The 17,594-nt window shown below is 70.4% G+C and carries 15 protein-coding genes; 6 read left to right on the forward strand and 9 right to left on the reverse strand.

Annotated elements, in window-relative coordinates; all coding sequences use genetic code 11:
- Window positions 1-1,255: 1,255 nt before the first annotated feature.
- From O7634_RS09135 to rpmH, 8 genes are all read right to left on the reverse strand, one after another.
- Window positions 1,256-2,272, reverse strand: a complete 1,017-nt coding sequence (locus O7634_RS09135) for a ParB/RepB/Spo0J family partition protein (RefSeq protein WP_278149700.1) — start codon at window positions 2,270-2,272, stop codon at window positions 1,256-1,258.
- Window positions 2,273-2,299: 27 nt separating this feature from the next.
- Window positions 2,300-3,607 (reverse strand): AAA family ATPase, encoded by a 1,308-nt coding sequence (locus tag O7634_RS09140; protein ID WP_278149701.1) that lies wholly within the window; start codon window positions 3,605-3,607, stop codon window positions 2,300-2,302.
- 256 nt (window positions 3,608-3,863) lie between these two features.
- Window positions 3,864-4,694, reverse strand: a complete 831-nt coding sequence (rsmG, locus tag O7634_RS09145) for a 16S rRNA (guanine(527)-N(7))-methyltransferase RsmG (protein WP_278149702.1) — start codon at window positions 4,692-4,694, stop codon at window positions 3,864-3,866.
- A 4-nt stretch (window positions 4,695-4,698) separates the two neighbouring features.
- Window positions 4,699-5,313, reverse strand: coding sequence for a R3H domain-containing nucleic acid-binding protein (locus O7634_RS09150; RefSeq protein ID WP_278149703.1), 615 nt, complete (start codon window positions 5,311-5,313; stop codon window positions 4,699-4,701).
- A gap of 212 nt (window positions 5,314-5,525) precedes the next feature.
- Window positions 5,526-6,512: a membrane protein insertase YidC gene (gene yidC, locus O7634_RS09155; RefSeq protein ID WP_278149704.1), complete on the reverse strand. Its 987-nt coding sequence runs from the start codon at window positions 6,510-6,512 to the stop codon at window positions 5,526-5,528.
- A complete protein-coding gene (gene yidD / locus O7634_RS09160) occupies window positions 6,509-6,805 on the reverse strand; it encodes a membrane protein insertion efficiency factor YidD (RefSeq protein ID WP_278149705.1) in 297 nt (98 codons plus the stop codon). Before yidD ends, yidC begins: the two co-directional genes overlap by 4 nt.
- Window positions 6,802-7,218 (reverse strand): ribonuclease P protein component, encoded by a 417-nt coding sequence (gene rnpA / locus O7634_RS09165; protein ID WP_278149706.1) that lies wholly within the window; start codon window positions 7,216-7,218, stop codon window positions 6,802-6,804. The genes yidD and rnpA overlap by 4 nt, the downstream gene beginning before the upstream one ends.
- Window positions 7,219-7,252: 34 nt before the next feature.
- Window positions 7,253-7,390 carry a 50S ribosomal protein L34 gene (gene rpmH, locus O7634_RS09170; RefSeq protein ID WP_007453904.1) on the reverse strand — a complete coding sequence of 46 codons (138 nt, stop codon included), beginning with the start codon at window positions 7,388-7,390 and terminating at the stop codon, window positions 7,253-7,255.
- Between the two features lie 648 nt (window positions 7,391-8,038).
- Here rpmH and dnaA point away from each other — a divergent pair.
- The 5 genes from dnaA to O7634_RS09195 all read left to right on the forward strand — a co-directional run bounded on the left by dnaA (window position 8,039) and on the right by O7634_RS09195 (window position 14,413).
- A complete protein-coding gene (dnaA, locus tag O7634_RS09175; protein ID WP_278149707.1) occupies window positions 8,039-9,859 on the forward strand; it encodes a chromosomal replication initiator protein DnaA in 1,821 nt (606 codons plus the stop codon).
- Between the two features lie 762 nt (window positions 9,860-10,621).
- Window positions 10,622-11,755, forward strand: coding sequence for a DNA polymerase III subunit beta (dnaN, locus tag O7634_RS09180; RefSeq protein ID WP_278149708.1), 1,134 nt, complete (start codon window positions 10,622-10,624; stop codon window positions 11,753-11,755).
- A 40-nt stretch (window positions 11,756-11,795) separates the two neighbouring features.
- A complete protein-coding gene (gene gnd / locus O7634_RS09185) occupies window positions 11,796-12,668 on the forward strand; it encodes a phosphogluconate dehydrogenase (NAD(+)-dependent, decarboxylating) (RefSeq protein ID WP_278149709.1) in 873 nt (290 codons plus the stop codon).
- Between the two features lie 16 nt (window positions 12,669-12,684).
- Window positions 12,685-13,818, forward strand: a complete 1,134-nt coding sequence (recF, locus tag O7634_RS09190) for a DNA replication/repair protein RecF (RefSeq protein ID WP_278149710.1) — start codon at window positions 12,685-12,687, stop codon at window positions 13,816-13,818.
- 55 nt (window positions 13,819-13,873) lie between these two features.
- Window positions 13,874-14,413 (forward strand): DciA family protein, encoded by a 540-nt coding sequence (locus O7634_RS09195; RefSeq protein WP_278153919.1) that lies wholly within the window; start codon window positions 13,874-13,876, stop codon window positions 14,411-14,413.
- A 30-nt stretch (window positions 14,414-14,443) separates the two neighbouring features.
- Here O7634_RS09195 and O7634_RS09200 read toward each other — a convergent pair whose 3' ends face one another.
- The gene (locus O7634_RS09200; RefSeq protein WP_278149711.1) at window positions 14,444-14,998 is read right to left on the reverse strand and encodes a hypothetical protein; all 555 of its coding nucleotides are present in this window, start codon (window positions 14,996-14,998) and stop codon (window positions 14,444-14,446) included.
- A 520-nt stretch (window positions 14,999-15,518) separates the two neighbouring features.
- Between O7634_RS09200 and gyrB the strand changes: the two genes are divergently transcribed.
- Window positions 15,519-17,465, forward strand: a complete 1,947-nt coding sequence (gene gyrB, locus O7634_RS09205) for a DNA topoisomerase (ATP-hydrolyzing) subunit B (protein WP_278149712.1) — start codon at window positions 15,519-15,521, stop codon at window positions 17,463-17,465.
- Window positions 17,466-17,594: the final 129 nt, after the last annotated feature.

Below are 17,594 nucleotides of genomic sequence, written 5' to 3' on the forward strand. Positions count from 1 at the left end.
ACGCCTGGGAAGCGGTATCCACAGGCTGCCGAGATCGCGAGTACACCCCGTCATCCACAGGTCCACACCCACTTCTACGCGCTGTTTCACGTGAAACAGCGGGTGCCTGTGGAAAACCGGTGTGGATAACTTTTCGGCCGGTCGGTCGTTGTCCGCGATCGTCCCGAGCGACGCGCCGGGCCGAGCCGGGCCGGCCGAGCCAGGCCGGGCGATGGCCGGGCCGAGCCGCGAGCCGGACCGAGTCGGGCCGAGTCGATGACCCGGACGCACGGAGTGAATGTGTGGACCGAAGTTGAGCCGAGCCGAGCCGCGAGCCGAGCCGAGCCGCGAGCCGAGCAGGGCCGGGCCGCGAGCCGGACCGCGAGCCGGACCGAGCCGAGCCGGGCCGGACCGCGAGCCGGACCGAGCCGAGCCGGGCCGGGCCGCGAGCCGGGCCGCGAGCCGATCAGGGCGTGGCCGAGCCGGGCCGGGCCGGGCACCGAGGTGGGCCGGGAGCTGAACCGCGCCGGACAGGTCGATTGAGTCCGGCCGGGCCTGCCGGGCACCGGGCTGGTTGCGGCTGGGTTGTTCGGGGGCGGCGTCTCGTCCGTCCACAGCCGGTGGCTCTTGGCGTGGGAGCAGCGGCCGGGCTTCGTCAGCTCAGTCGGCAGAGGCTCCGACGCCGCGCTGGCGCCGATGGTTGGTCGCCTGCTGCGGCGGTGTCGGCTGCGTCGTGCGGGCCAGGTTCGGCAGGGCGAGGGAGAACTCCACAGCGCCGCGCCGTCGATTCAGCGCGATCCCAAACGGCCGGACCCGACGGCCGCGATGCCACCGATGCCCGCCGAGTGAGCAACACCGCCGCTGGCATGGCCACCGCCGGTCGGGCTCGGCAAGGCTTGCCCGATAGCAGTCGGGCCAGTCATCGACCGGCTGGATGCAAGATGACAGCCCTCCGTGCGCTAGCCTCATCAACCGCTGCAGGGCTCAACAAAGGCCGGCCCGCCCACAGGCACCCCTCGCGCCTGAGGAAGCGGCAGCAGGTCACTGAGCGGGCCGGAGCGCCCCTCGCGGTCACGCCTCAACCGAGGCGACAGCTGCCCGCTCCCGTTTCACGTGAAACGGAACCCAGCGAGTTGCGCGGGGCGCCGAGCATGGAGTGCCGCTCCGAGCCGTACCCCGAGCAGAGCGCCGTGGCGTTTCACGTGAAACGCCACGGCCTGGACGCAGAACGGCCGCGTCACCCGGCGGGGTGCGCGGCCGTCGACGGGAGCCGAGATCAGCTCTCGCTCTCCTCCTGCTGGACGCCGATGATCCCGACGATGCGCTCAAGGTCGTCGACCGTTGCGAACTCGATCGTGATCTTGCCCTTGCTCCGGCCGATGTCCACCTTCACCCGGGTGTCGAACCGATCGGACAACCGATCGGCGAGGTCGGTCAGCGCGGGGGCGTGCGCCTTGGGACGACGCTTCGCCGCCTGCCCCTTGGCCGGTCCGTCGTTGAGGGCCAGCGCCACGATCTCCTCGGTCGCACGGACCGAAAGGCCCTCGGCCACGATCCGCAGGGCCAACTGCTCCTGCGCCTCCGCCTCGTCGAGGCTCAGCAGAGCGCGGGCGTGACCCGCCGACAGGACGCCGGCAGCAACCCGACGTTGCACCTGCGCCGGCAGGTTCAGCAGTCGAATCGTGTTGGAGATCTGGGGGCGGCTCCGGCCGATCCGGCGGGCCAGCTCCTCGTGGGTGGCCCCGAACTCCTCCAGCAGTTGTTGATAGGCGGCGGCCTCTTCCAGCGGGTTCAGGTTCGCCCGGTGGATGTTCTCCAGGAGGGCGTCGCGGAGCATGGCGTCGTCACGGGTGTCCCGGACGATCGCGGGAATGCTCTCCCGCCCCACCGCCTGCGCGGCGCGCCAGCGCCGCTCGCCCATCACCAGCTCGTACTTCTCGTCGTCGAGCTGTCGCACGACGATGGGCTGAAGGAAGCCGACCTCCTGGATCGAGGTCTTGAGTTCCTCCAGCGCGTCCTCGTCGAAGACCTGGCGGGGCTGCTTCGGGTTGGGCAGGATCGCGTCGACCGGGATCTCGGCGAATCGCGCACCGGGCACCGGGCTGAGCACCGGCTGTGGCTCGTGCGCCGACGGCGTTCCGGCGGCGACCGCGGGGACTGCCGTGGTGCCGGCGTCTCCTGCGTGCTCGTGCTCCGGCTCGGCCGTCACGGTGCCGGCGGCGCCCGGCACGGGACCGGTTGGGATCAGTGCTCCCAGGCCCCTACCCAGACCGCCCCGAGGACGGTTCTTCATGCCACGCCTCCCAGCGACTTGTCCGCACTACGCATTCCGGCCCACCGGCTCCTTGGCCCCTCGCTCGGCGATCTCCTGAGCCGCCTCGAAGTAGCTCGTGGCACCCCGCGACCCGGGATCGTAGGTCATCACCGACTGGCCGTAGCTCGGCGCCTCGGAGACCCGCACGTTGCGGGGGATGACCGCCTGGAGAACCTTGTCGCCGAAGTGGTTACGGACGTCCTGCTCGACGGCGTCGGCCAGTCGGGTCCGGCGGTCGTACATCGTCAGCAGGATCGTCGAGACATCGAGCTTCGGGTTGAGGTGCTGGCGTACGAGGTTGATGTTGTTGATCAACTGGTTGAGGCCCTCCAGCGCGTAGTACTCGCACTGGATCGGGATCAGCACCTCCTGCGCGGCGACCAGCGCGTTGACGGTGAGCAGACCGAGCGAGGGTGGGCAGTCGATGAAGACGTAGTCGAACTCGCCCGGGTAGGCGGCGATGGCACGGTCCAGACGCGACTCGCGCGCCACCACCGACACCAGCTCGATCTCGGCACCCGCCAGGTCGATGGTCGCGGGTACGCACCAGAGGTTGGGGATGCCCTCGACGGCCTGTGCCACCTCCACCAACGGCATGCTGTTGATGAGGCAGTCGTAGACATCGGGCACGCCGGTGTGGTGCGGAACGTTGAGCCCGGTCGAGGCGTTGCCCTGCGGGTCGAGATCCACCACGAGCACCCGGTTGCCGTGCAGGGCGAGCGCCACCGCGAGGTTCACGGTGGTCGTGGTCTTACCGACGCCGCCCTTCTGGTTGGCGACGCACATGACCCGGGTCCGGTCCGGCCGAGGCATGGTCACCTCGCCACTGGGGTTCAGGATCTGCACGGCGCGCATCGCCTCCATTGCCAACGGTGGGTCATCCTCGTCACGTGGCGAGGTTTCACGTGAAACGTACGTGGGGTCGGCCGCCACGGCGGCCAACGACTCGGTCGACGCGACCGGCTCGTCAACGATCATCGGTGCGGCGTCCCGGACGGCGGACGCAGTGGGTTGGTGGGGAACCGCCGACTCGAAACGCACAGCGGCGGCGGTGTTGCGGCGCCAGGAGGCCGGTCGCACCTCGGGCGCGTTCGCCGGATGACTCGGCCCTTCCGCCGCTCGCCGACCGCTCGTCGAGCCGGGATGGGGCGACGGGTCCGGCAGTTGGCCATGGACTGCCGGCGGTTCGCTGTCAGTGGATCGGCTCGATGGGCCGGCCGCGCCCGGCGACCAACTCGGGTAGTCGGTTTCACGTGAAACGGGATCGCCCGACCCGGTCACGTGTGGATCGTCGTACCTGCCGTCGTCATGCACCTGTCATCCCTGCCCGCTTCGGATGGTCGGTCCGCGCCCCGGTCACCTCGGCCGCACTCGCGCCCGCGTCCCGGAGCGTGCGGCCCTCGGGAGCGGTCGGAGACCCGCGACGTCCGTCACCCGCTCCACACTATCGACGCGCGGTCAGCCTACGGCGGACGGGCGTTACCGGTCCACGTCGGGTTCTCATCCCCTCGTCCATCCGTACCGGTACAACGAGGCAACCCGCCGCCCGGAAGTCCGATGACGGGAGGCGTCAGCCTCGGCGGGAGCGGCCACTCCGGGAGCGCTTCTTCGCTGCCGGGCGTGCGGGACCCACCATCCGTTCACGCACGATCTCGACGACAGTGGTGGGCGGGTCGATCACCCCGACACCGCAGAGGCGCACCGCCGGTTGCCCACCACCGAGTCGCGCCACCACGTCGGCATGCTCCGCGATCTCGGCCTCCGCGGACGATCCCTTGAGCGCCAGCAGACGTCCGCCGCGAACCGCGAGCGGAAGACACCAGCCGGCCAGTCGGTCCAGCGGCGCCACCGCGCGCGCGGTCACCACGTCGCCGCTGATCGGCTCCCGCCCGGTCGACCCGCTGGCCGCCTCGTCGGCGCGACCGCGGAACACCCGCACCGACCTCGCCAGGCCGAGTCGCTCGACGACCTCGATCAGGAACGACGTCCGGCGGGCGAGCGGCTCGATCAGGGTCACTGTCAGATCGGGGCGGGCGATGGCCAGGACGAGACCGGGCAGACCCGCGCCCGAGCCGACGTCGAGCACCGTCGCGCCGGCCGGGATCAGCTCGGCGACCGCCGCGCAGTTGAGCAGGTGCCGGTCCCAGATCCGGGGCGCCTCCCGAGGACCGATCAGGCCGCGTACCACGCCGTCGGTGGCGAGCAGTTCGGCGTACGCGGCGGCCAGGTCGAGCCGGTCGCCGAAGAGGGTCAGGGCCGCCGGCGCAAGCTCGGGCGGCAGCGACGCGTCTCCCGGCGACGGTGTGGGGCGGGGGGAGTCGGCGGGCCGGACAGCGGACGGCCCGGGCGGCGTTCCGCCCGGGCCGGTCACGGCATCGGCCGTGTTGTCGTCGTGGGCCACCCGGTCAGTCCGCCGGCCGTACGACGATGCGCCGGTTCGGCTCGACACCCTCGGACTCGCTCACCACACCGGACATGGCGTTGACGACGTCGTGCACGCACTTGCGCTCGAACGCGGACATCGCCTCCAGCCGGACCGACTCGCCGTACTCCTTGACCTTCTCGACCGCGTTCTTGGCGACAGCGGCGAGTTCCTTACGGCGGTTGGCCCGGTAGCCACCGACGTCGAGCAGCAGGCGGCTCGGCGTGCCGGTCTGCCGGAAGACGGCGAGACGGGTCAACTCCTGCAGCGCCTCCAGGGTGGCGCCACGCTGACCGACGAGACTCTGCAACCGCTCGCCCACGACCTCGACCATCGGACGGCCGGCGGAGACCAGCTCGTCGATGTCGCCGTCGTAGTCGAGGATGTCGAGCAGGCCCTCGACGTAGTCGGCGGCGATCTCGCTCTGCCGGAACAGGTCGCTCTCGCCCACTGCCTTCTTCGTCCGGGTGCTGGCGGCGCCGGCCTCGTCGTCCGCCTCGGCGTCGTCGGCGTCGGTGTCGTCGCCGTTCACCGCGAGCGTCGCGGTCTCCTCCTCGTCCAGGGGCTGCTCGGCGCGGGGGATGCTGGTCTCGGTCACGGTCTCATCTCCGTACTCGCTCGGCCGGACCGTCGGGTCCGACTGGTTTCCCGGGGCCGGCGGGAGGTCGCCGGTGCCCGCGGGCACGTCTGTACGGGCAGTGTCGCCCGTGGCCGCGCGGTGCGCGGTCGGTTCCACCCCGGCGCCGGCCGTACGGCGGCTGCGCGGCGCGGAACGGGCCGCCGCGGTCACCCGGCGGCGGCCCTACCTGGTCAGCCCTGCCGCTTCGCGGGGCGACCCTTCTTCGGGTTGTTCACCGGCTTGGCGCCCGGCTTCGGCCCGGCCACCTTGGGGGCGGCAGCCTTGACCGGCGCGGCCGGAACAGCCTTGCCGCGCCCGAACAGACCGCCGGACTTGGCGGGTTGCACAGGGTTACGAGCGGCGGCGGGGACGGCCTTCTTGGCGGTCACCGGCGGCGGGAACTTCCGGAGCACCCACTGCTGCTGGCCGAGGGTGAAGAGGTTGTTGGTGACCCAGTAGATGATCACACCGATCGGGAAGATCGCGCCCGAGATCAGCAGCGACGCGGGGATGCCGTAGAGCATCAGGCGCTGGATCATCCGCTGCTGCGGGTCCTCGGCCCAGCCGGTCTTGAGAATCATCTGACGGCTGGTGAGGTAGGTGGTAGCGATCATGACCAGAACCAGGACACCAGCGATGATCTTGACGGTGGTGCCGTTGGCGCCGAGGCTGGCCAGCTCGTCGGCGGTGGAGCCGAACTTGCCGGCGATCGGGGCGGTGAAGAGCTTCGCCTGCGAGGCGCTCTGGAACTGGTCGACGGTCCAGCCGTACAGCGTCTTGTTCTGCTTGTCCGGGTCGAGGCGGCGCAGCACGTGGAAGAGGCCGAGGAAGACCGGGATCTGCAGGAACATCGGAAGGCAGCCCATCAGCGGGTTGGCCTTCTCCTTCCGGTACAGCTCCATCATCTCTTTCTGGAGCGTCTCCCGGTCACCCTTGTGCTTCTCCTGAAGCTCCTTGACCTTGGGCTGGAGCGCCTGCATCGCCCGCTGCGACTTGATCTGCTTGACGAAGACGGGGAACAGGATCACCCGGACGGTGACCACCAGGAAGACGATGGCCAGGATCCAGGCGAAGTTGGTGCCGATCACCGCGCCCACCGGCACCCCGATGGCGTCCCAGGCAGAGTGCCAGGTCAGCAGGATCCACGAAATCGCGTAGTAGATCCAGTCGAGACTCAATTCGGGGCTCCAGTCACATCAGCGCGGCGGCGGCCGCCCGGCTCCGGTACCGGGTCATGTCCACCAGGGTGAAAGGGGTGGCAGCGCAACAGCCGCCGGACCGCCAGGACGGCTCCCCGGAGCGCGCCGTGCCGAACGACCGCCTCCTGGGCGTACGCACTGCACGACGGGTAGAACCGACAGCGAGCCGGCAGTGCCGGACTTATCCACCGACGGTACGCGATGATAGGCGCGATCAGCACCTTGGCACCTGTTGTCGCCGGCCGGGGGCTGGCCTGCTCCGTACCGCTCATCGGGACCGCCGCTCGCGGGGCGACCGGGCGACCGCGATGGCGGCGTCCAGGTCGGCGGCGAGCCGAGGGTACGACGCCTGCGCCGCGGCGGGGAGCGCCCGCACGACGAGGGTGCTTCCGGACGGCAGACCGGCCAGCCGCTCCCGTGCCAACGCCCGCAGGCGGCGGCGGACCCGGTTCCGGGTCACCGCGTTGCCGACCGCCTTGGAGACGACGAAACCGGCGCGGGACGGCACGGACGACTGCTCCGCACTGGTGTCCCGCACCGGCTCCGGTGAGGTCGGTGTGCCGGGGTCGACGGTCGCCGGCACGGTCAGGTGCACCACGACGGCGCCACGTCCGGCCCGTCGGCCACCGCGGACCGCTGCGGCGAAGTCAGTGCTGCGCCGCAGTCGCTGCGCGGCGGCCAGCACGACTGCCCACGTCCCCTGGACCGGCCCGGTCGGCTCAGGCCGACAGGGTGGTGCGACCCTTGGCGCGACGGCTCGAGAGGATGGCACGGCCGGCACGGGTGCGCATGCGCAGCCGGAAGCCGTGGGTCTTCGCGCGCCGGCGGTTGTTCGGCTGGTAGGTGCGCTTGCTCACGTCAGGCTCTCCGTTTTCGTACGCGCCCCGCGCGACGGGATCGCCGGGGTCGTGTGGTGGTCCAGGCCACCTCGACGGTGGCCCCCGATCGGTGCTGCCCGGCGGAAGGACACCTCGGCGGTGCGGGGATGCGACCGCGGACAGCAAGCACCCATCACCCTAGCAGAGGGCGTGAAAGCAGCCGTTCCAGCCTACGCAGGGGGGCAATGACCGTCAAACACCCCGAGCGGCGGTGAACGGGACGCGCCCGAGGCCGGACGGCGGTTTTCGCTGATGCCGGCAAGGGCGCAACCGCGTCGCCGGTTGATGGCGCAGGGACAACGCTGTTACCGTGCCCGATTGCGGTTAGCGTCTTCAAGCTCCGGTCGTCGCAAGAGGCAAGAGTCGTCGCAGCGGCAAGACCGGACAAGGCAGTGAATCGTTCGGCACGGTGAACCCGCTTCAGCGCCCGTTCAGGCAGGGGGCAGGTCCCACCCGCGTCCGGCGGCGGCCCACAATCGGTCGGTACACAGGCTGTGGATAACTTGTGGATGGACCACCGGTCGACCGGCCGGGTGGGTGTTGTTCCACCCGCGAACGCGGCGGGCCCGGAACGGCCGGCTGGCAGACAGCGGCGGCCGGGAGCAGAGGCGAGGGGGTGGCACGACGGTGGCCGGTACGACCGACCTTGCCGCAGTGTGGTTAGCGGCGACCGACGAGCTGGCCGACGAGATCATCTCCGCCCAGCAGCGTGCCTACCTCCGGCTGACCCGGCTGCGGGCGATCGTCGAGGACACCGCGCTGCTCTCCGTCCCGGACGCGTTCACCCGCGACGTGATCGAGTCGCGGCTGCGCCCGGCGATCACCGAGGCGCTCACCCGCCGGCTCGGCCGACCGATCCAGGTCGCGGTCACCGTCCGGGTGGCCGAGGACGCCACCGGCCGACCCGCCGGCACCGTCTACCGCAGCGCCCCGGAGCCCGAGCCGCCCGACATCGAGGGTCCGGGCGCCGCGCCGTTCGACGACGGCCAGGGCGCTCGACCCACTGCCGAGGCGTTGATCCCCGAGCAGCCACCCGCGGGCCGTACGCCCGACCCGGTGCCGCCCCCCGCCCCGGCGGGCGCACCGCTCGTCGACCGGCCCCGCGCCGGCCTGGTCCCGGGTAGCCGCGACGGGCAGGAGGCGTTGTTCAGCGCCGCCTTCGCCGAGCCCCTGCGGTCGCCACGACAGGGGCCGGAGCGGCGCGGTTACGACGAGCAGGCCGCCCGACTGGACCCGCCGGGCCCGGACACCCGCCCGTACGAGCCCCACTACCGGGACGACTCGTCCTCCCCCCGCGACCAGCACGTGATCCGCGCGCTGCCGCGCGACAGCGGAACGGACAGCGGCCCCGGCCGCAGCGCTGTCGACCATCGGACGGGCGCCCGGGACGACCGCCGGTTGCCCGGCGCCGACGCCGGTGGCAACCGGCTCAACCCGAAGTACATGTTCGAGACGTTCGTCATCGGCTCGTCCAACCGCTTCGCGCACGCGGCGAGCGTGGCGGTGGCGGAGTCACCGGCCAAGGCGTACAACCCGCTGTTCATCTACGGGCACTCCGGGCTGGGCAAGACCCACCTGTTGCACGCCATCGGCCACTACGCCACGACGCTCGGCAACGCCCGCTCGGTCCGGTACGTCTCGACCGAGGAGTTCACCAACGACTTCATCAACTCGCTCCGGGACGACAAGACCAGCGCCTTCCAGCGCCGCTACCGCGACGTCGACATCCTGCTGATCGACGACATCCAGTTCCTGGAGAACCGCGAGCGCACCCAGGAGGAGTTCTTCCACACCTTCAACACCCTGCACAACGCCAACAAGCAGATCGTGATCACGTCCGACCGGTCCCCGCGTCAGCTCGCCACCCTGGAGGACCGGATGCGGACCCGGTTCGAGTGGGGGCTGCTGGCCGACATCCAGCCGCCGGACCTGGAGACCCGGATCGCGATCCTGCAGAAGAAGGCGGCGCAGGAGCGGATGTACGCCCCGCCGGACGTGTTGGAGTTCATCGCCTCGCGGGTGTCGAACTCGATCCGGGAGCTGGAGGGGGCGCTGATCCGGGTCACCGCGTTCGCCAGCCTGACCCGGTCGACCGTCGAGCTCTCCCTGGCCGAGGAGGTGCTGCGGGACTTCATGCCCGACGGCGCCGGCCCGGAGATCAACGCCGACCAGATCATGGCTTCGACCGCCGACTACTTCGGGGTGAGCCTGGAGGACCTGCGCGGTCAGTCGCGGTCCCGGGTGCTCGTCAACGCCCGCCAGGTGGCCATGTATCTGTGTCGGGAGCTGACCGAGCTGTCCCTGCCCCGGATCGGGCAGGCGTTCGGTGGCCGGGACCACACCACTGTCATGCACGCGGACCGCAAGATCCGTCAGCAGATGGCGGAGCGCCGTTCGCTGTACAACCAGATCGCCGAGCTGACCAACCGGATCAAGCAGAACAGCTGACGCGTACCCGCGCAGCACCGGGACCGCCCGGCCGGAGTTCCGGCCGGGCGGTCCTTTTTTTCGGCGGAGAACTGGACTCTCGACATGGTGTAGAGCACAGCATCGAGGCCGTGACCGTCACGCCACCCGCTCGTTGTCCACAACTCGTTATCCACCGCCGGTGGATAACTACGGTCCGTCCCGCGCCGGTTACCCACAGGCTGTGGAGAAACCCTGTGTACGACGCTGTGGACGCCTGGGGACAACCGGCAGGTTTTCCACCGACGAGCCCTCGCCTGTGTACGAGCTGTTGAAGGTTCTGGGGATGACGGCAATGGTGATCTTCACCGCGATCCACAGGCTTGGGGAGAAAGTCGGTGGATTACCGGTGGATAACCGGTGGACAACGGTGGATAACCGGTCGACGGGCCGGGGCTGTGGACACAGAAGCCGGTTGTACCCCCGGTTCTCCACAGCCAACTCACCGGTGGATAACCTGCCTGAGCTGCGCAAACCCTGCCTGTCCACAGTTTGCACAGGTGCGATGAAGACGATGAGTTATCTCTTCTAAGAGAACAAAAACCAATCATCACCGTTGGGCTTTCTGTGGATCGGGCCGAACGCTGCCGGATCAGCCGGTCAGCATCGACACGATCCCCGGGGTCGGGCGCACAGCCGATACCCCCGCGCCCTAAGGTGCGATGGGTACCCGCACGGTCGGGCGGGACGGTAGGCAGCGGTCGGCATGAGAGAGTTGTCGCTGACGTCGACGCGGAGGCATTGATGAAGTTCCGAGTAGAGCGCGATGCGCTCGCCGAGGCCGTGGCGTGGACCGCTAAGAGCCTGCCCAACCGGCCGTCCGTTCCGGTGCTCGCCGGGGTGATGCTCCGCGTCACCGACGGCAACCTGCGGGTCTCCGGGTTCGACTACGAGGTCTCCAGCCAGGTGACCGTCGAGGTCCAGGGTGACGCCGACGGCGCCGCGCTCGTCTCCGGTCGGCTGCTCGCCGAGATCACCAAGGCGTTGCCGGCCAAGCCCGTCGACATCGCCGCGGTCGGCGCCCACCTCGAGCTGGTCTGCGGCAGCGCGCGGTTCACCCTGCCGACGATGCCGGTGGAGGACTACCCGGCGCTGCCCGAGATGCCACAGAGCGCCGGCACCGTGGACGCCGCCGCCTTCGCCACAGCGGTGTCCCAGGTGGCCGTCGCGGCCGGTCGCGACGAGACGCTGCCGATGATGACCGGTGTCCGGGTCGAGCTGTCCGGCGAGACGCTGTCGATGCTCGCCACCGACCGCTACCGGCTGGCCCTGCGCGAGATCCAGTGGCGGCCGGACGACCCCGAGGTGAGCATCAACGCCCTGGTGCCGGCCCGCACCCTGAACGACACCGCCAAGGCCCTCGGCCCGCTGGGTGGTGAGGTCACCCTGGCCCTCGCCCAGGGCGCCGCGGGTGAGGGGATGGTCGGCCTCGCCGGCGGCACCCGACGCACCACCAGTCGACTGCTGGACGGCGCCAACTACCCGCCGGTGCGCTCGCTCTTCCCCGCCACCCACAACGCCGAGGCCCGGGTGGCGGTCAGCACGCTGATCGAGGTGGTCAAGCGGGTCGCGTTGGTCGCCGAGCGGACCACCCCGGTGCTGCTCAGCTTCAGCGCCGACGGCCTGGTGGTCGAGGCCGGAGGCTCCGAGGAGGCCCGAGCCAGCGAGGCCATGGAGGCCACCTTCACCGGAGACGCGCTGACCATCGGCTTCAACCCGCAGTACCTGATCGACGGTCTGGCCAACCTGGGGTCCCAGACGGCCGTGCTGTCGTTCGTTGACGCGTTCAAGCCCGCGGTGATCTCACCCGCTGGTGAGGATGGAGAGGTGATTCCGGGGTACCGGTACCTCATCATGCCGATCCGCGTCTCGCGCTGATCGCGCCAAGCAACACCCAGATCCACGGAGGTAGAAACACATGCAGCTCGGCCTTGTAGGACTCGGCCGGATGGGCGGCAACATGCGGGAGCGGTTGCGTGCTGCTGGCCACGATGTCGTCGGGTTCGACCACAACGCTCAGCTGAGCGACGTTCCTGACCTCGCGGGCCTGGCAGAGAAGCTTGAGTCGCCCCGCGCGGTCTGGGTCATGGTGCCGGCCGGCGTCACCGATGCCACGATCGACGAGCTCTCCACCGTCCTCGGCGAGGGCGACATCATCATCGACGGCGGCAACTCACGCTTCAGCGACGACGCGCCACGCGCCGAGCGGCTCAACAAGCTGGGCATCGGCTACCTGGACGTCGGCGTCTCCGGCGGCGTCTGGGGACGGCAGAACGGCTACGGACTCATGGTCGGCGGCGCCCAGGAGCACGTCGACCGGCTGATGCCGATCTTCAACGCGCTCAAGCCCGAGGGCGAGTTCGGCTTCGTGCACGCCGGGCCGGTCGGCGCCGGGCACTACTCGAAGATGGTGCACAACGGCATCGAGTACGGCCTGATGCACGCCTACGCCGAGGGCTACGAGCTGTTGACCGCCTCCGAGCTGGTCACCAACGTGCCCGGGGTGTTCAAGTCGTGGCGGGAGGGCACCGTCGTCCAGTCCTGGCTGCTGGACCTGCTGGACCGGGCGCTCGACGAGGACCCGGAGCTGGCCGACCTGAGCGGCTACACCGAGGACACCGGCGAGGGCCGGTGGACTGTCGACGAGGCGGTCCGGTTGGCCGTGCCGCTCAACGTCATTGCCGCCGCGCTGTTCGCCCGGTTCGCCTCCCGACAGGACGACTCGCCCGCCATGAAGGCCGTCTCCGCGCTGCGTCAGCAGTTCGGCGGCCACGCCGTTCACAAGCGCTGAGCGGCATCCACAACCTGTGTACGTTCACCGGCTGGAACTGGTCGACTTCCGCTCGTACGAGCGGGTGGCCGTCAACCTCCGGCCGGGGGCGAACGTCCTGATCGGCGCCAACGGCGTCGGCAAGACCAATCTCGTCGAGGCGCTGGGTTACGTGGCGACCCTGGGCTCGCACCGGGTCGCCACCGACGCGCCCCTGGTCCGCATGGGCGCCGCGGCAGCGGTGATCCGCTGCGCCGTCGTGCACGAGGGCCGGGAGCTGCTGGTCGAGTTGGAGATCGTGCCCGGCAAGGCCAACCGGGCACGCCTCGGCCGTTCACCGGCCCGGCGGGCCCGGGACGTGCTCGGCGCCCTGCGGCTCGTCCTCTTCGCCCCGGAAGACCTCGAACTGGTCCGGGGCGACCCGGCCGAGCGTCGCCGCTACCTGGACGACCTGCTGGTCAACAGGCAACCCCGGTACGCGGGCGTGCGCGCCGACTACGAGCGGGTGGTCAAGCAGCGCAACGCCCTGCTGCGCACCGCGTACCTGGCCCGCAAGACCGGTGGGTCACGGGGCGGGGACCTCGGCACCCTCGCCGTCTGGGACGCCCACCTGGCCCAGCACGGCGCGGATCTGCTCGCCGGTCGGCTGGAGCTGGTCGCCGCGCTCACCCCGCACGTCGCGAAGGCGTACGACGCGGTGGCCGCGGGTCGGGGCGCGGCCGGCATCGCCTACCGGCCCTCGGTCGAGCTGCCCGAGCCGACCACCGACCGGGCCGCGCTGGCCGAGGCGCTGACCGCTGCCCTGGCCGCGTCCCGCCCGGCCGAGATCGAACGGGGCACCACCCTGATCGGTCCGCACCGCGACGAGCTGGCGCTGAGCCTCGGCCCGCTGCCCGCCAAGGGATACGCGAGCCACGGCGAGTCGTGGTCGTTCGCGCTCGCGTTGCGGTTGGCGGGGTACGACCTGCTGCGGGCCGACGGCATCGAGCCCGTGCTGGTGTTGGACGACGTCTTCGCGGAGTTGGACACCGGCCGCCGGGAACGGCTGGCGGAGCTGGTCGGCGGGGCGAGTCAGCTCCTTGTCACCTGCGCCGTGGACGACGACGTGCCGGCCGCGCTGCGCGGCACCCGCTACCAGGTCGGCGAAGGGACGGTACGCCGTGTCGAGTGAGTCCAGCGGCACCCCACCGGCAGCGGGTGACGGCGCGGGCGCGCGTACCCCCGGGGTGGACGCGACAGGTGGCGCGCCGGCGGCGGCCAGCGGCCCGGAGCTGGCCCGTGCCGTGCTCGACGCGGCGTTGGCCCGGCGGCAGGCGGCGGCGCGGGCGCGGCGGTCCCCCGGCAGCGGCGGCGACGCGGCCGGCGGCTCGGGTCGCCGGTTGCGGGGCTACTCCGGGCCCGGCCCGGACCCGCGTGATCCACAGCCCCTCGGTGCCGTGCTCAACCGGTTGGTCAAGGCCCGGGGCTGGCAGCAGCCGGCGGCCGAGGCCACCGTGTTCGGCGCCTGGGAGCGGGTCGTCGGGGCGGAGGTCGCCCAGAACAGCCGACCGGTGAAGCTGGAGAACGGCGAGCTGACGGTGGAGGCCCGCTCTACCGCGTGGGCCACCCAGCTACGGCTGCTCGCCGGCTCACTGCTCAAGCAGATCGCCAGCGAGGTCGGTCACAACGTGGTGCGCAAGCTGCACATCCACGGCCCGGCAGCGCCCTCCTGGGGCAAGGGTCCGCGCCGGGTCCGTGGTCGGGGCCCCCGCGACACGTACGGCTGAACCGGCGCTCGACCGCGCTTCGGCGGCGGCTCAGGCGTCGGCGTAGACGGCGAAGCCGCGCTCGGCGCACCTCCGATAGAACGCCGCCAGCACGCCCAACTCGGCGCAGGTGAAGTTCCACTGCGGCGGGTCGCCGCGCTCGTCGCGCAGTGCGTCGAGGCGGCTCTCCAGCCACCGGAGCTGCTGCTCGGCCAGTCGGCCGTCGCCCAGCAGGGAGCGCAGCACAGTGCTCACCGACTCGAAGGTGACCGCCTCGCCGTGCGGCCGGTGCCCGGCGACGAACCGCTCGATGCCGCTCGCGATCCAGGAGCAGCCGTCCGGGTCGATCACCGGGTCCTCGTCCTCGGCGGCGGCATCTGTGGCGTACAACACACCTTCCAGGCCGAGGAGCAGGTCCACCAACTCGGTGTACGCGGTCGCCCGGATGGTTCCGGTCTTCGCGATCAGTTCGGCCAGCGCCGCGGTCGGCGCGGAGATGCGCGGCATCTCGACGATCTCGCCGAAGTCGACGAACTCGGCCGGAGCGACCGGGTCGTAGAAGCGGCCGGTCCGCGGCCAGTGCACCGCGACGTTGTCCAGCCCCATCTGTCACCTCTTAAAGAGCACGTGTCGGGTCGATCGGGTCGATCGTCCCGGTTCCCACCGGTAAAGATCAAGGCCCGTTCCGGAGCGCCGCAAACGTACGGCACCGACGCTCCGCCCGCGACCCCCGACCCGCCCGACCGCGGGTCAACGCGTTCCGGGGCGGCGCGTGCGACGGGAGCCTGGCGTGTGGGGGGAGTCGTGGGCGGCGGGGTTCTGCCGGCTACGGACATCTCAGCCGCCTCTCCGAGGGTGCCGAGTGGTGGATCTGTCCCCCACGCACAGTAGGATTGACAGCGAGACGAAGACCCGGTGCGGGAGCGGGGCGGGGCCGGTGGCCCTGGTTCATTCTCCACGTCGGGTCGAGCCGATCGCGATCCGCGGGCAACCGCGGCGACCGGCGCGTTCGACCCGTTGTCCGGAAGTCTCCGGCACCGGTCCGCGCGTCGACGTCGCGTCCTGTCCGCCGAACCCGCGCCCGACGCGCCCTACCGGCGCGGCTGACGCGAGAAAGTGGCCGAGGGTGGCAGCGCAGGACAAGCAGGAGTACGGCGCAGAGTCGATCACCGTTCTCGAGGGTCTGGAGGCGGTTCGCAAGCGGCCCGGTATGTACATCGGGTCCACCGGCGAACGCGGCCTCCACCACCTTGTTTGGGAGGTTGTCGACAACGCTGTCGACGAGGCGCTGGCCGGATACTGCGACACCATCGACGTCGTGCTGCTCGCCGACGGCGGTGTCCGGGTCACCGACAACGGGCGTGGTTTCCCGGTCGATCTCCACCCCAAGCTGAAGAAGCCGGGTGTCGAGGTCGCGCTCACAGTGCTGCACGCGGGCGGCAAGTTCGACGGCAAGGCGTACGCGGTCTCCGGCGGTCTGCACGGCGTCGGCGTCTCGGTGGTGAACGCGCTGTCCACCCGGATGGCCGTCGAGATCCACAAGTCCGGCTTCGTGTGGCGGCAGCAGTACACCAACTCCAAGCCCACCCCCCTGGAGAAGGGCGAGGCCACCGACCGCAGCGGCTCGGCGGTCTCCTTCTGGCCCGACCCGGACGTCTTCGAGACCGTCGACTTCGACTTCCAGACCATCTACCGGCGCCTCCAGGAGATGGCCTTCCTCAACCGCGCCCTGCGCATCCACCTGCTCGACGAGCGGGTCGCCGAGGAGGAGGACGGTCGCCAGCGTGAGGTGACCTTCTACTACGAGGGCGGCATCTCCGACTTCGTCCGGCACCTCAACGCCTCGAAGAACCCGATCCACAAGACCGTGGTCGAGTTCGGCGCCGAGGAGGAGGGCATGTCGGTCGAGATCGCCATGCAGTGGAACGAGTCGTACGGCGAGTCGGTCTACACCTTCGCCAACACGATCAACACGCACGAGGGCGGCACCCACGAGGAGGGCTTCCGGTCCGCGCTGACCAGCGTGGTCAACCGGTACGGCACCGACAAGAAGCTGCTCAAGGGTGACGAGAAGCTCTCCGGCGAGGACATCCGCGAAGGGCTCGCGGCGATCATCTCGGTCAAGCTGGCCAACCCGCAGTTCGAGGGTCAGACCAAGACCAAGCTCGGCAACACGCCGGTGAAGAGCTTCGTGCAGCGGGTCTGCAACGAGTGGCTCGTCGACTGGTTCGACCGTAACCCGGCCGAGGCCAAGATGATCATCCAGAAGGCGTCCCAGGCGGCTCGCGCCCGGATCGCCGCCCAGCAGGCGCGCAAGCTGGCCCGGCGCAAGTCGCTGCTGGAGTCCGGCTCGATGCCGGGCAAGCTGGCCGACTGCCAGTCGACCGACCCGCGCGAGTCCGAGGTGTTCATCGTCGAGGGCGACTCGGCCGGTGGCTCGGCCAAGCAGGGTCGCGACCCACGGACGCAGGCGATCCTGCCCATTCGCGGCAAGATCCTCAACGTGGAGAAGGCCCGGATCGACCGGGTGCTCAAGAACAACGAGGTCCAGGCGCTGATCACCGCGCTGGGCACCGGCATCCACGACGACTTCGACATCGAGAAGCTGCGCTACCACAAGATCGTGCTGATGGCCGACGCGGACGTCGACGGCCAGCACATCCAGACCCTGCTGCTCACCCTGCTGTTCCGCTTCATGCGTCCGCTGGTCGAGCTGGGGCACGTCTACCTGGCCGCCCCGCCGCTCTACAAGATCAAGTGGAACAGGAAGGGCGACGACGCGCAGTACGCCTACTCCGACCGCGAGCGGGACGGGCTCATCGCGCTGCGCCAGCAGAAGAAGGCCAACGCCAAGCCGGACGACATCCAGCGGTTCAAGGGCCTCGGCGAGATGAACTATCCCGAGCTGTGGGAAACCACGATGAACCCGGCGACCCGTACCCTGCGTCAGGTCACGCTCGACGACGCGGCAACCGCCGACGAGTTGTTCAGCGTCCTGATGGGCGAGGACGTCGAAGCCCGCCGGTCGTTCATCCAGCGCAACGCCAAGGACGTGCGGTTCCTGGACATCTGACGGACTGCTGTGGATCGGCCGGCAGTGCCCGGCCGATCCACCGGTCCACAGAGTTATCCACAGCTTGGCCGGTATCCACAGCCGTTATCCACAGCACGAAAACGACTCTGAGTCTGATAAGGGTACACA

It is taken from the genome of Micromonospora sp. WMMD1120 (assembly GCF_029626235.1).
In the GTDB taxonomy this organism is placed as follows: Bacteria; Actinomycetota; Actinomycetes; order Mycobacteriales; family Micromonosporaceae; genus Micromonospora.